Here is a 13,386-nt window from a genome sequence, read left to right as displayed (position 1 = left end):
TTTAATAACTATTTTTGTTAATTTGAGTCAATCAGAAAATTTGATTTACCTAAAATGAGAACGTTATGAAAAGTAATTTCAAAGACATAATCAATTCTGAAATTCCAGTCCTAGTGGATTTTTTTGCCGATTGGTGCGGACCTTGCAAAATGTTGGCGCCCATTCTTAAAGACGTAAAATCTGATTTAGGAGATAGCGTAAAAATAGTGAAAATAGATGTTGACAAAAATCAGAACTTGGCTTCCCAGTTTCAGGTTCGCGGCGTACCCACAATGATTTTGTTTAAAAACGGAAAACAACTTTGGAGACAAAGCGGGGTTTTGCAAAAAAATGACTTGGTTTCCATTATTAAAAACCATCAAAAGTAATGGCTCTTAATCAAAATATAGACCATACGCTTCTAAAACCTACCGCAACTACGGAAGATATAGACAAACTGTGTGAGGAGGCTATAAAATATGGATTTTATGCCATTTGCATCCACAGTAGCTATGTCCCCTTGGCGAAAGAAAAATTAAAAAACTCCAATGTCAAAATCGCCACTGTAGTAGGCTTTCCATTAGGGGCTTCCTCTCCCGAATCAAAAATTCGTGAGGCACTGATTGCTATCGATTACGGAGCCGATGAAATTGATATGGTAATGAACATTGGGTTTTTTAAGAGTCAATGGACAGAGGCAGTAACCAAGGAAATCGAAGAGGTTAAAAAAGCTATTGGAGATAAGGTTTTAAAGGTTATCATTGAAACTTGCTATCTATCTGACGATGAAATAAAAACTGCTTGTACGTTGGTTATAAAAGGTGGCGCAGATTATGTTAAAACGTCTACGGGTTTTGGTTCAAGCGGTGCAACGGAACACGACGTTAAAATAATGCTTGATGCTGTAGGTAAAAACTTAAAAGTAAAAGCATCAGGCGGTATAAAAGATGCAGCCACGGCCGAAAAATATGTAAAAATGGGCGTGAGCCGTCTGGGAACTTCTTCCGGAGTTGAAATTGTATCTGGAGGATCGAAAAAAGAAGATAATGAGCGTACATATTGAGGCCAAGCCGGGCGAAATTGCTGATTCCGTATTACTTCCTGGCGATCCATTGCGTGCCAAATGGATTGCGGAAACCTTTCTGGAGAATGCAAAATGTTATAACCAAGTTCGAGGGATGTTGGGTTATACAGGAACCTATAAAGGGAAACGGGTTTCAGTTCAAGGTACGGGAATGGGAATTCCCTCTGCTCTTATTTACTGTCATGAACTTATCAATGAATATGGAGTAAAAAATTTGATTCGGGTTGGTTCTGCAGGAAGCTACCAAAAGGATATTAATCTTCGTGATATAGTAATTGCCATGGCTGCTTCTTCAACTTCGGGAATTAACAATACGCGATTTGTAAACTGCGACTTCTCTCCTACTGCCGACTATGAACTGTTTATGAAAGCAGCTCTATATGCAAGGGAAAAAAATATTCCAATAAAAGCAGGAAATGTTCTATCAAGCGACCAGTTTTACGAAGATAATTTTGATAACTACAAAAAATGGGCAGATTTTGGGGTAATGTGCGTCGAGATGGAAGCTGCAGGAATATATACCATCGCCGCAAAGCATAAAGTAAAAGCCTTAGCTATTTTAACCATTTCCGATTCACTGGTAAGCGGCGAGCAAACGACGGCGGAAGAACGGGAAGGCAGTTTTTCACAAATGATAGAGATTGCCCTAAACACGGTTCCGTAAGAATAGTTCAGGAATACTTGGAATTAAGGGACGTCTTTTACTTCGGAACAAACAATGAAAAAAGCAGGAACCAAAAGAGGATTCCTGCTTTTACGTTAATTGAAGTCGATAGCCAATTAACTAAACTCTAAATGTCATTACCGGCAAATCGGAATGGTTTACCACATCCTCTCCAATACTTCCGGAAAAAAAGTGGGCCAAGCCCTGTCTCCCTTGCGTAGGTAAGGCAATAATATCTGCATTGGCCACTTGGCTGTATGCAAAAATTCCTGCCTCTACCGAATAGTCGTTATACTGAACCACATTGTTCAAAGTCCTTAATGGATTTGGATCGTTTGCATCGGTCAAAAATTTCAGGATACGTTTTTCAATTTCGCGTGTGCTTCTAAAGTCCCCGGCCAAATTGATGTACAACAATTGCATATCGATGCCAAACATATCAAAAATTCGTCTTGCACGCTTATACGGTCCTATAGCATTGGCAAGAAAATCACAGGCAAAAATTCCGGATTTCGGATTAAAATTTTCCGAACGATGTTTAATTACCAGAACGGGAATTTCAGAAGTACGGACCACTTTTTCAGTATTACTTCCTACAAAAACTTCCATCATTCCAGTGGTTCCGTGTGAGCCCATAACAATTAGATCTATATTCATTTCCTTTGCGATATCATTGATTTCGCTGAAATTTGTATAGTTGTGTACGGCATCGGTAATTTTTACACCCTTTAAATAATCCTTATCCAATAATTCGGCAAACCTTGTTTCGGCCAGTCTCATATAATACATGGCTTCAAAGACTTCTTTTGATTGATTTCGGGTTACCACAGCGTCATTGAGACCCATCATATGAAGCGCCACAATCTCGGAATCTTGCTTTTTAGCAATTGCTGCGGCAACTTCTAGGGCATTTTCAGAATGTTTTGAGAAATCTACGGGAACTAATATTTTTTTCATTGTTACTCTTATTTTTAGTGGGTTGTCATCTTGGCTTTCTTCTTTTTCAACTGTCGTTCCAAATCGAGAATAGTCTCTTTTGCGGCAGCTTCAAAGGATGCATCTTTCGAAGAAGCAAATATCTTTGGACCGGGAAGGCTGAGTTCTATCTCACAGATGTTGCCTTTTCCGTAAACGTTGTTTTCCATTTTGAAGCTTACCTCAGCACGGATAATCCAATCGTACTTATCGGCAATTTTTTGAAGTCTCTTCTCTACATATTCACTCATCGACTCACTCGTGGGCATTTTTACATACTGAATGTGGATGGTCATATAATTCCTATTTTATAATTACTTCCTCAAAGATACCCTTAAATTTAAATAATGGAAATGACCAAAATCATATTAAAGGTAAATAAAATATAGCCCTTGGAATGATTGGTCTTTTAACCAAATTGTTTCAAAAAATATGCTTTCCTTAGAAAAAGGGGCCAAATCATTAGAAATCATTTGAAACAAAAAACTAGATAGAACAACTACCGCCCTCTTCCCTCACGCCAATTCTCTTCAGGATTTTTTCCATAAGGCACCAGTTCGTAAAAGAAGATTGAAGTAAATTGAAGCCAACAAAAGCAGTGAACCATAGCCAATTGATATTGACATAAATAGCTAATAAAAGACTGATCAAAATAAAGACACCAGCAATAACACGGATATATCTGTTAATCATAATATGGAATTTTAAAGGTTAAAAAATGGATTCAGTTGTTGATTTGGGTTGGTCCCCCCTACTCCCGAAGGGGGAATAATAGTCCGTTTTAAATTTCTAATTTCTTCCCGGTTGCTGAGCGGAGCCGAAGCATCGATTGGTCCCCCTGCCCCCCGAAGGGGAAACAATGATTCGTTCAAATTTCTTCAAATTCGATTTCAATTCGGAATAGCAACCCCGACCCCAAAAGGAGCCATTCTGATGCTGAAAATTGTATTCCCGTTCAAATTAGACTTCGACTTCAACTTCGATTTGGATTTCGATTTCGATTTCGATTTCGAAATCTACCGGTGGCTGAGCGGAGCCGAAGCATAGGTTGGTCCCCCTGCCCCCCGAAGGGGGAATAATGGTCCGCTATAAATTTGAAGTTGCTACCCCAACCCTAAAGGGAGCCATTCGGATGCTGAAAATTGCATTCCCGCTCAAATTCGACTTCGACTTCATCTTCAATTTCAATTTCTTCCGGTTGCTGAGCGGAGCCGAAGCATCGATTTCGATTTCAATTTCTGTTTAGGTTTATATACTCCTTTCAATGGGAACCACAACCGCGTGAATGGGATTATTGGTTTCCAATTTTTCGTTGAATTGTGCTACTAGGCTAAAGAATATATCTATTTTTTTATCCTCTGTAAAGGAGAAAAAAAGCAAACTATCTGCTCCGCTTTTTTCTGATGGAAACCAACTGGCATTCATCATAAAAGAAGAACCATTCTTATATCCTTCAATATCAGAGCCGCTATAGCTCTCTATACTCGATTCTTTGAAAAGCCGCAGCACTTCTTTCTCAAATTGGTCCACGACGGTTACAATTAATAGTTTCATAATAAAAATGTTTCTGGTTTCTGATTTTTGTTTGTGCTCTATAAAGGAGTCATTATCCAAGAAAAGGTTCATCTTTCGGATCAGTATTTTCCAATTCATTTTGAACAACGATCTCGGGTTCCGGATGATTTTTTCTTTCAATCATATAGTAAACCAATGGCACGACCAACAATGTCAACACCGTAGATACAATAGTCCCACCCATAAGCGATATTGCAAGACCTTGGAATATCGGATCGAATAGAATTACAAATGCTCCAATTACTACTGTTCCCGCTGTTAAAAGAATAGGAGTAGTTCGTACTGCGCCTGCTTCAATTACTGCTTGTTTTAGGGGAATACCATCGGCTGTTCTTAGATTTATAAAGTCGATTAGGAGCACCGAATTCCGCACCATTATCCCAGCGAGGGCAATCATTCCGATAAAGGAAGTTGCGGTAAAGAACGCACCCAAAACCCAGTGGCCGAGTACAATTCCTATTAATGATAATGGAATGGCTACCATCATTACAATTGGAGCTTTGAAGTTTTGGAACCACCCGACAATTAAAATGTAGATAATGATTATTACCCCCAAAAATGCAATTCCCAAATCGCGGAATACTTCTAGGGTTATCTGCCATTCTCCATCCCATTTTACAGTGAAATCATCTTCATATTCAGGTTGTCCTAAATAGAGTTCATTCATTTTATAACCTACGGGTAATTCAATTTTATTCAATTTATCGGTCATTCCCAAAATAGCATAAACAGGACTTTCAAGTTCCCCAGCCATATCAGCTAAAACGTAAACTACACGTTTTTGGTTTTTGCGGTAAATGCTCTTGGCTCTAATAGTCTCCTGAATATCTACCAAATCTCCCACAGAAACCATATTTCCTTGTTTGGAAGCAATTTTTAACTGTGCGATATCCTGTAAGGTGGACTTTTCCTTTTCGGCTAAAGAGAGCAATATTCCCACTTGCTCGGTAACTTTTTCGTCATATAGTTGAGTTAGTGGTCTTTCAGAAAGCGCTAAGTTCATAGTATGCACAATCTGTTGCGGAGCCACACCGTAGCGCATCGCCTTTTCTTTATCAATTACAAATTCGTACTCTTTCTGGTCTGCCTCTACCATCCAGTCCACATCTACCACATCTTCTGTATCGTTCAAAATGTTTTCGACATGCTTTGCAACCGCAATTTGTTGATCGTAATCTGGACCATAGATTTCAGCAACGATGGTGGAAAGAACAGGTGGTCCAGGTGGGACTTCTACAATTTTCACATTGGCTCCAAATTTTTTACCAATTTCCTGAATTCCAGGTCGTAATTGCTTGGCAATACCGTGGCTTTGAATACTTCTTTCACCCTTGTCAATAAGATTTACCTGAATATCCGCCATATTGCTTCCTCCTCGAAGGTCGTAGTGCCGCACCAATCCATTAAAGGTTATAGGTGCAGACGTACCAACATAATTTTGATAATTCACTACTAAAGGCTGAGTGGAAAGATACTGCCCAATTTCCTTAGCTACCACAGCTGTTCTTTCCAACGTGGTTCCTTCGGGCATATCGATTACCACTTGCATTTCATTCTTGTTATCGAAAGGCAGCATTTTTACTGCAACAGATTTGGTGAAAAATAACATCACAGAGCCGAAAAGCATAACAACCGTAATTCCCAAAAACAGAATCCGTGTTTTTTTGTTTTCTAGAAGCGGTGTTTCATATTTTGAATAGATTCTGTAAATAAAAGTTTCTTCCAAAGTTTTCTCCACTTTCGGTTTCTTTCCCTTCCCACCTCGGCGGGCAGGTCTCTCTTTCTCACGGAGAAATATATAACCCAAATATGGAGTAATCGTCAAGGCGACAAACAATGATAGAATCATCGCGATAGACGCTCCAATTGGCATAGGTGACATATATGGACCCATTAATCCCGAGACAAAGGCCATTGGTAAAACTGAGGCAATAACTGTCAGCGTAGCTAGTATTGTTGGGTTTCCTACTTCGTTAATGGCATAAATGGCGGCTTGTTTAAACGGCAAGCGTTTCATCTTAAAGTGGCGGTGCATATTTTCCGCAATAATTATGGAGTCGTCAACCACAATACCCGTAACAAATACCAGGGCGAAAAGTGTAATTCTGTTCAACGTATAATCGAGCAAGTAATAACTCAATAATGTTAATGCGAAGGTAATTGGCACTGAAAGAAATACTACCAATCCACCACGCCATCCCATTGCTAACATAACGACCATGGTCACTGCCAAGATTGCTCCCATAAGGTGCATCAGCAATTCGGAAACTTTTTGGGATGCTGTTTCACCATAATTTCGGGTAACCTCTACGTGAACATCATCAGGAATCAGGTTGCTTCGCAAATGATCTACCTTATCAAGAATAACATCAGCAATTTTCATGGCGTCCGCTCCCTTTCGTTTTGCCACGGAAATTGTTACCGCTGGATATTCTGATCTGAAATCGTTAGCGAGTTCACTTCCTGCGCCATAACCAAATGAAACATATTTACTGGGTATTTCAGGACCATCATTTATAGTGGCAACCTGCTTTAAATAAACCGGCTGATTTTGTTGAACTCCAACCACTATATTTTCAACATCCGAAGCTGTTTTTAGGAAATTTCCGGTAGTGACTAAAAACTCGGTATCAATCTTATCAAAACTACCCGAGCTCATTTGCTGGTTGTTTGCTTTAATTATTTCAGACACTCCCAAGAAATCCAGTCCACTGGCGGCCAATTTATCTTTGTCAAGTACAACTCTCACTTGCCTGTTTCTACCTCCTATTTTTTGAGTGGCAGAAACTTTTTCCACCTTTTCAATTTCTTGCGTCAGTACATCGGCAATCTGCTTTAATTGGAAATCGTCATAATTTTCGCTCCATAATGTGAGTCCCAACATTGGAACGTCATCAATCGCACGGGTTTTCACAAGCGGCATGGTTACGCCCGGAGGCATTTTGTCCATATGCTTGTTCATTTCGTTATAGAGTTTTACGAAGGAACGTTCTATATCTTCTCCCACAAAGAATTGCACTATTACCATCGCTCCTTCTTTGGATGATGTAGAATACACATATTCAACTCCGGGAATATTGGAAACCAATTTTTCCAAGGGTTTTACTACCCTGGATTCCACTTCCGTTGGACTCGCTCCTGGATAGCCCACAAAAATGTCTGCCATTGGCACGTCAATCTGAGGTTCTTCCTCGCGAGGAATCAAAAACGAACTGTAAACTCCAATGACCATAAACACGATCATCAGTAAAACCGTAAGCTTTGAGCCTATAAAAAGTTTGGCAATCCTGCCTGCTATACCGTCCTTCATCTCTATTGAATATTTGATTTTATAGGTGAGATGGAATGCGCCAACAATCCATCTTTAGTTGATTTAATAATTGCGGGTGCGCATTTCATCACTATCCTTTAATGGTTAATTTTGCACCGTTGTAAAGTTTTCCTTCGGCTGAAACAATAAATTGCTCATCTGGGGCAAGTCCAGAAAGTACTTCCACTTTATCACCATAAGTACGGCCCAAACGCAACCAGCGAAGAATAGCCGTGTTGCTCTGGCTTACAGTATAAATTCCTGTCAATTCTCCGCGGGTTACAAGCGCTTCTATCGGAATCAAAATCATTGAGCTATCAGTACTCTTTTCCACAGGAAATTGAACAGTAGCATACATTCCCGAAAGAATGTTGGAATCAGTTTTATCTAAAGCCACTTTTACAAGATATTGACCTCCCGTATTTCTAGCGGAAGAACTTACCTCGGTAACATTCCCTGATAGTTCGGTCCCGAGTGATTTTACCAATACCTTTACCTCTGTTCCAGAATTGATCTTTGAGATTTCACTTTCTGGTACCGAAGCGGTAACTTCAAATCCACCTTGACCTTCAACAGAAATAAGTGGCATTCCTGGATTTGCCATATCTCCTTCGTCAATGTATTTATTGGTAATTACACCGTCGAAAGGAGCACGGAGATCCACATAGGCAAACTGCGACTGCACTTCGTTCCGCATCTGTTTGGCTCCTTCCAATCTGGCTTTTGCCATTTCGTAACGAGCGCGTTGGTCGTCAAGTTCTTTTTGGCTTGCACTATTTTCAGCAAAAAGGTTTTGAAAGCGTTGATAATCCTTTTCGGCATTGTTAAAGGCTGCCTGAGCCTCAGTGATTCCAGCATTTGTTTGCGCCTGTTTTGCAGATAAATCGGAATTGTTAATGCTTACCAACAATTGTCCCCTGCTAACTTTTTGACCAACATTTACGTGGATTTTATTCACAAAACCCATCATCCTTGTACTGAGAGTAGAACTGTTTGCTGCTTCAATTTTTCCACTTGCAGTTAAAAATGGAGTATTGTTTTCTGCCCCAACCGAACTAACAGTGACTGGCACTGCAGGAGTTTGGTCGATGGCAGTTTCCTTTTGGGAATCACCGCAGCTTCCAAGTAAGAAGAAGGTTGAAATAAGCAGAGTTGTATATAATGGTTTCATATTAATAGCTTTATTTAAAATGGGTTTAGTTTTATCGGTCCCCCTGTCCCCCGAAGGGAGAAAAGAATTCGTGTTTACTTATAAATTTTCATTTTTTTTTAATTTACTAATCGAATTCTATACATCGAGTGGTTTCTATTTCAAAAGGGGTTCGACTGCGCTCACCCTGACATTATTGCTTGTTTTCGATTTCAATTTCGATTTCAATTTCGATTTCGATTTCGATTTCGATTTCTAAAGGGGTTCGACTGCGCTCATCCTGACATTTTAGTTTTGTTTTCGATTTCAATTTCGATTTCGATTTCGATTTCGATTTCGATTTCAAAAGGGTTTCGACTGCGCTCACCCTGACATTTTAGTTTTGTTTTCGATTTCGATTTTGATTTCAATTTCGATTTCGATTGTAAAAGGGTTTCGACTGCGCTCAACCTGACATTTTAGTTTTGTTTTCGATTTCAATTTCGATTTCGATTTCGATTTCGATTTCGATTTCGATTTCAATTTCGATTTCAATTTCGATTTCGATTTCGATTTCGATTTCGATTTCAAAAGGGTTTCGACTGCGCTCACCCTGACATTTTAGTTTTGTTTTCGATTTCGTTCTCGTTTTCAATTTCGTTTTCGATTTCGATTTCGTTTTCAAATGGGGTTCGACTGCGCTCACCCTGACATTATTGCTTGTTTTCGATTTCAATTTCGATTTCGATTTCAATTTCGATTTCGATTTCGATTTCGATTTCAAAAGGATTTCCACTGCGCTCACCTTGACATTTTAGTTTTGTTTTCGGTGGAAAAAAAAGTTTCTATTTAATTTTTCTTAATCTTTATTTCGTCAGAAACTTTAGGTACGCCAAGGCGTAATTATGCTGGAAAACCGTGTTGAAATATTCTAATTGCTTTTGTGAGAATTGCGTTTCGGCAGTTAATAAATCCGTAGTTCGTTCAAGTCCTTCCTTAAATCTGTTGGTACGGATTCTTAAAGCTTCTTCAGATTGTTGAAGTGCCAGTGCGGTTAATCTTAGATTGTTTTTGGCATCCTCTAACATCCGCTTTGCTTTGTTTACTTCTAACTGACTTTCAGATTTGTATTGCTCCAGTTCCAGATTTGCCTTGTTAAATTCAGCTTTGCTGGACTGAGATTTACCGAAGCGTTTGGAGCCTTCAAAAATGTTCCAGGTTAAAGCGGCACCGAACAAATATCCGTTGGCATCTCCTTGAAAAATTTCATCATCATAAAGTTCGTAGCTTCCAAAGGCATTTAAACGTGGCAGAAAAGCCATTTTATCAGCTTTGTGATTTTGCTTGTATGCTTCGGTTGCAAATTCCATCGCTTTTACATCGGATCGGGAATCCAAAGAATTTTCAAGTGAAATCAATTCCGAAGTAACCGTTAAGGAATCTGTTGGTTTCAAAATCCCTTCTAAATCTTCATTCATTAAAACTGCAAGATATTCGGAGGCATTTATAATATTGCTCTTCGCGTATTGAAGTTGATTTTCTATTTCGGTCACCCGAACTTGCACGGACAAAACATCACTTTGTTGTAGGTAACCTTGCTTAAAACTATTATTCGCCAAACGAAGGTTTTCTTCGCCGGCCTTTAAAGCGGATTCTAAAACGGTAACATTTTTATACGCGAGCTGTAATTGCATATAGGCTTTTTCAGTTTCAAGGAAAAGATAATCTCCGGTGCGAGCCAATTGCATTCTGGTAGCTTCCCATTTGGCTCGGGCAGCTTTCCTTTGGAAAATTCCGTCAACGTTGATGATAGGTTGCTGCACTTCAAACTTTGTAGCATACATATTTATCTGAGAGGGATTGTTCAGTTTATTGGGATCGAAATCAGCTTGGGTGACTATTTCCTGATTCAATTTAAACCCAAAAGCCATTAATGGATTTGTGGTTGCCATAGCAGAATGGGAAGCGCTGATATTGGGTAAAAATACCGCATTGGTCTGATTAAAATCTCCTTTGGCTGAAAGTACTTCCTGCTCCCCTATTTTAAGTTTTCTATTTTGTTGAACTACTTTCTCCAAAACCTCAGCCTTGGAAATCGGCACGGTCTGCTGGGCAATAGCAAATGCCGGTAAGAAGCAAAAAGCACCTATTATATTGTTGATTTTCATTTTTTGAAATTATTTTGATGCAAACATAAGTCACAAAATAGGTTCCCTCAGTAACTAATGTTACCAAAAAATATAAGGTTGGATGACAGATGCTAGTTGCGGGCAAGTGAAGTTGGATGTCGAAAAATTAAATTAAAAAGCACCCTGAGGAGTAGGGTGCTTTTTAAAAACCAAATCAACTATCTATCTAGAAACGAACCAACCAAAAAACGTTTCTAAATGCTTTTAATAACTTTCGTCAATTTTTCCCGAACATCTGTAGCTATTCCAGCCAAAGATTCATTATCTACGGCCATCATTGAAGCCGCTGGATCTACTGCAGATATTTCTATAGTACCTTGTTCCCGTTCTTGTACAATTACATTGCAGGGCAGCATAGTGCCTATTTTATTTTCTGCTTGTAAGGCCTGATAGGCCAATCCAGGATTACAAGCTCCCAAAATTGTATAATTATAGAAATCGGCATCCAATTTCTTTTTTAAAGTCGCTTTTATGTCTATCTCAGTCAAAACACCGAAACCTTCCTTTTTCAGAGCGGAAATTGTTTTTTCCCGGGCCTTTTGAAAAGTGGTGTTTTCTAAAGTAGTATTGATGTAGTAACTCATTATTAAATTTCTTTATATGGCACAAACATAGGCCTTCCGAAAACCGTGTTCTGTAACATTTATTACACAGCATAAATATTTACACTCTTAAAACTGAAGGTAGCTTACAAGTTCTTTTTACCCAAGGTTTAAAGTAAAAGTCCGAAGTTGTTTGTAATTGTTATTTCTTTATATTCGGGGACTAATAACTCTAAATCATCAAATATGAAAACAATCATTTCCACAATTATTCTATCATTTATCCTAGTTGGTGCGAACGCGCAAAAAATGACGAGCAGACAGGCCCAGGAACAAAAGCAAGAATTGTCTAATTATATTGTATTAACCCAGAGCGTAGAACAATTGGAACCCATTTTAATGGCGGCTACACAACTAATGAAGGAAGATGAAAAAGCCTTCGGAGATTTTCAAATTGTCCTTTACGGAAAGGAAGTTGCAACATTGACTGATGAAAATATAGCAGAAAAATATGCAAAGATGTTTGATGAAATGGAAATACGTCTTATGGTTTGCGAGCTTTCTCTAAAAAAATATTCCAATAATTCTGGAAAATTATCAAACTATATAAAAACAGTAGATAATGCATTTTCATACAATTTAATGCTTCAGAAAAAGGGCTTTCTCAGTTTGACATTATAATAAATCAATCTCAATAAACATTTAAGGCATAATACCGGAGTTTCTGATATTATGCCTTTTTTATTTGATCTTAGTTGATTTTCAAAACATACTCCTCTGAAAGTATCCATCCCAAAAACCCGATTCTATCAATTATTTCTGAGGCTTAGCGGGGCTGATCATAATATGCGACCGGTGAGTGTTAGCGTCCATTAACCATGGCATTCCGGGCGCTTGCGGTTTCGTGGGCAATCCCGTGCTTTCCCCTGTCATGTATGGTTTGTACAAAACATATCGGGTCCAACTGGTTGTAAGTTCACCGGTTTCAGGATCCAAATCCTTATCTTCAGCGCTTAAAACATATACCATGGCAGGCTCATCCGGCATTTTCAATGTTCCGGCATCTATTTCCTTTTTACGAACCTCGCGCTTTTCGGCCTCAGTTTTTCCTTCCGCAATTAACGCACGGCCTCGTGCCATAAAAGGTTCCAACTCCTTACTATAACACGCAATACTTATTCCCTCTTTATTGGGATCATCCGCCAGACAGATCATTCCATTATTTCCTTGGCGAAGGGTGATAAGTCTACCATCCTTATCATACCCTAAAACTGTCGCATCATCACGATACATTTCAGGAGCAGCTAAAAGTGCCATTTTTATCTGTACTTCTGCTGGAAGGATTTTTGATTGGGAAAAGGCTGTCAGGCCAACAAAAATTACAGCTATAACCATAAATTTCTTCATAATATCATTTTTTAAAATTGAGACTTAAGATACACAAATTTAATAAGCCCAAATTACTAATCTTTTAATCGAGAAGATTTATATAAGTTTTACAGAATCAATTTTATTAGATTGAAAGAATTTGGAAAAAGGGATTTGGAAAAAAACAATTTCGGTATAAGACTGCAACTTTAGCAATATTCTGAAGTGTGGAAATCTGCATTATAATTAGCAATCATATTAGGTACAAATATCTAAACCATTGGTTTGAATTTCATTTATAAACTTCAGTTGAAAATTCTATTTTAGTTGCATCCTTAAATAATTTTGAAATGGTTGGCTCTAATAGTTTTCTCAAAAAAATATTATCCGGTATTATCAGATTTTAACTACCCAGATGTTTATTTGAAATAGGCGAAAAACATCTATTAAATGCAATCGATAAATTTAATCCTTTCGGCATTCTTGCTTCTAAAGAAAGACTAAGACGACAAGGATGATAGAATAAGGACGCCCCGTACGCAAATAAAACCAAAAATAAATCGAATTTCGC

13 protein-coding genes are annotated in these 13,386 nt (G+C 38.5%); 4 read left to right on the top strand and 9 right to left on the bottom strand.

Annotated elements, in window-relative coordinates; all coding sequences use genetic code 11:
- Positions 1 to 65: 65 nt before the first annotated feature.
- The 3 genes from trxA to deoD are packed head-to-tail and all read left to right on the top strand — an operon-like array spanning position 66 to position 1,727.
- Positions 66 to 368: a thioredoxin gene (trxA, locus tag EI546_RS01665; RefSeq protein ID WP_128248913.1), complete on the top strand. Its 303-nt coding sequence runs from the start codon at positions 66 to 68 to the stop codon at positions 366 to 368.
- Positions 368 to 1,042, top strand: coding sequence for a deoxyribose-phosphate aldolase (deoC, locus tag EI546_RS01660; RefSeq protein WP_128248912.1), 675 nt, complete (start codon positions 368 to 370; stop codon positions 1,040 to 1,042). The genes trxA and deoC overlap by 1 nt, the downstream gene beginning before the upstream one ends.
- Positions 1,026 to 1,727 carry a purine-nucleoside phosphorylase gene (deoD, locus tag EI546_RS01655; protein WP_128248911.1) on the top strand — a complete coding sequence of 234 codons (702 nt, stop codon included), beginning with the start codon at positions 1,026 to 1,028 and terminating at the stop codon, positions 1,725 to 1,727. The genes deoC and deoD overlap by 17 nt, the downstream gene beginning before the upstream one ends.
- A 120-nt stretch (positions 1,728 to 1,847) precedes the next feature.
- Here the strand turns inward: deoD and EI546_RS01650 are convergent, their stop codons facing one another.
- The 8 genes from EI546_RS01650 to EI546_RS01610 all read right to left on the bottom strand — a co-directional run bounded on the left by EI546_RS01650 (position 1,848) and on the right by EI546_RS01610 (position 11,489).
- Complete coding sequence (locus EI546_RS01650) at positions 1,848 to 2,684, bottom strand: universal stress protein (protein WP_128248910.1); 837 nt, start codon at positions 2,682 to 2,684, stop codon at positions 1,848 to 1,850.
- A 14-nt stretch (positions 2,685 to 2,698) separates the two neighbouring features.
- The gene (gene hpf / locus EI546_RS01645; protein WP_128248909.1) at positions 2,699 to 2,998 is read right to left on the bottom strand and encodes a ribosome hibernation-promoting factor, HPF/YfiA family; all 300 of its coding nucleotides are present in this window, start codon (positions 2,996 to 2,998) and stop codon (positions 2,699 to 2,701) included.
- A gap of 190 nt (positions 2,999 to 3,188) precedes the next feature.
- On the bottom strand, positions 3,189 to 3,395 hold the full coding sequence (locus EI546_RS01640; RefSeq protein ID WP_164905148.1) for a YgaP family membrane protein: 207 nt from the start codon (positions 3,393 to 3,395) through the stop codon (positions 3,189 to 3,191).
- A gap of 555 nt (positions 3,396 to 3,950) precedes the next feature.
- Positions 3,951 to 4,256 carry a hypothetical protein gene (locus tag EI546_RS01635; RefSeq protein ID WP_128248908.1) on the bottom strand — a complete coding sequence of 102 codons (306 nt, stop codon included), beginning with the start codon at positions 4,254 to 4,256 and terminating at the stop codon, positions 3,951 to 3,953.
- A 52-nt stretch (positions 4,257 to 4,308) separates the two neighbouring features.
- A complete protein-coding gene (locus tag EI546_RS01630) occupies positions 4,309 to 7,587 on the bottom strand; it encodes an efflux RND transporter permease subunit (protein ID WP_128248907.1) in 3,279 nt (1,092 codons plus the stop codon).
- Between the two features lie 91 nt (positions 7,588 to 7,678).
- Positions 7,679 to 8,758 (bottom strand): efflux RND transporter periplasmic adaptor subunit, encoded by a 1,080-nt coding sequence (locus tag EI546_RS01625; protein ID WP_128248906.1) that lies wholly within the window; start codon positions 8,756 to 8,758, stop codon positions 7,679 to 7,681.
- Positions 8,759 to 9,582: 824 nt separating this feature from the next.
- Positions 9,583 to 10,884 (bottom strand): TolC family protein, encoded by a 1,302-nt coding sequence (locus EI546_RS01615; RefSeq protein ID WP_128248905.1) that lies wholly within the window; start codon positions 10,882 to 10,884, stop codon positions 9,583 to 9,585.
- Positions 10,885 to 11,099: 215 nt separating this feature from the next.
- The gene (locus tag EI546_RS01610; RefSeq protein ID WP_128248904.1) at positions 11,100 to 11,489 is read right to left on the bottom strand and encodes a DUF302 domain-containing protein; all 390 of its coding nucleotides are present in this window, start codon (positions 11,487 to 11,489) and stop codon (positions 11,100 to 11,102) included.
- 204 nt (positions 11,490 to 11,693) lie between these two features.
- Here EI546_RS01610 and EI546_RS01605 point away from each other — a divergent pair, with 204 nt between their 5' ends.
- On the top strand, positions 11,694 to 12,128 hold the full coding sequence (locus EI546_RS01605; RefSeq protein WP_128248903.1) for a hypothetical protein: 435 nt from the start codon (positions 11,694 to 11,696) through the stop codon (positions 12,126 to 12,128).
- Between the two features lie 132 nt (positions 12,129 to 12,260).
- Here the strand turns inward: EI546_RS01605 and EI546_RS01600 are convergent, their stop codons facing one another.
- Positions 12,261 to 12,854: a hypothetical protein gene (locus tag EI546_RS01600; protein ID WP_128248902.1), complete on the bottom strand. Its 594-nt coding sequence runs from the start codon at positions 12,852 to 12,854 to the stop codon at positions 12,261 to 12,263.
- Between the last annotated feature and the right edge of the window lie 532 nt (positions 12,855 to 13,386).

Origin of the sequence: Aequorivita sp. H23M31, from assembly GCF_004022485.1 — a bacterium.
GTDB lineage: Bacteria > Bacteroidota > Bacteroidia > Flavobacteriales > Flavobacteriaceae > Aequorivita > Aequorivita ciconiae.
The sequence above is the reverse complement of the archived record's forward strand: the minus strand, read 5'-3'. Positions and strand labels throughout refer to the sequence as shown.

Excerpts from the sequence above, each read along its gene's own strand:
- trxA (WP_128248913.1), top strand. The coding sequence starts at position 66 with ATGAAAAGTAATTTCAAAGACATAATCAATTCTGAAATTCCAGTCCTA.
- deoC (WP_128248912.1), top strand. The coding sequence starts at position 368 with ATGGCTCTTAATCAAAATATAGACCATACGCTTCTAAAACCTACCGCA.
- deoD (WP_128248911.1), top strand. The coding sequence starts at position 1,026 with ATGAGCGTACATATTGAGGCCAAGCCGGGCGAAATTGCTGATTCCGTA.
- EI546_RS01650 (WP_128248910.1), bottom strand. The coding sequence starts at position 2,684 with ATGAAAAAAATATTAGTTCCCGTAGATTTCTCAAAACATTCTGAAAAT.
- hpf (WP_128248909.1), bottom strand. The coding sequence starts at position 2,998 with ATGACCATCCACATTCAGTATGTAAAAATGCCCACGAGTGAGTCGATG.
- EI546_RS01640 (WP_164905148.1), bottom strand. The coding sequence starts at position 3,395 with ATGATTAACAGATATATCCGTGTTATTGCTGGTGTCTTTATTTTGATC.
- EI546_RS01635 (WP_128248908.1), bottom strand. The coding sequence starts at position 4,256 with ATGAAACTATTAATTGTAACCGTCGTGGACCAATTTGAGAAAGAAGTG.
- EI546_RS01630 (WP_128248907.1), bottom strand. The coding sequence starts at position 7,587 with ATGAAGGACGGTATAGCAGGCAGGATTGCCAAACTTTTTATAGGCTCA.
- EI546_RS01625 (WP_128248906.1), bottom strand. The coding sequence starts at position 8,758 with ATGAAACCATTATATACAACTCTGCTTATTTCAACCTTCTTCTTACTT.
- EI546_RS01615 (WP_128248905.1), bottom strand. The coding sequence starts at position 10,884 with ATGAAAATCAACAATATAATAGGTGCTTTTTGCTTCTTACCGGCATTT.
- EI546_RS01610 (WP_128248904.1), bottom strand. The coding sequence starts at position 11,489 with ATGAGTTACTACATCAATACTACTTTAGAAAACACCACTTTTCAAAAG.
- EI546_RS01605 (WP_128248903.1), top strand. The coding sequence starts at position 11,694 with ATGAAAACAATCATTTCCACAATTATTCTATCATTTATCCTAGTTGGT.
- EI546_RS01600 (WP_128248902.1), bottom strand. The coding sequence starts at position 12,854 with ATGAAGAAATTTATGGTTATAGCTGTAATTTTTGTTGGCCTGACAGCC.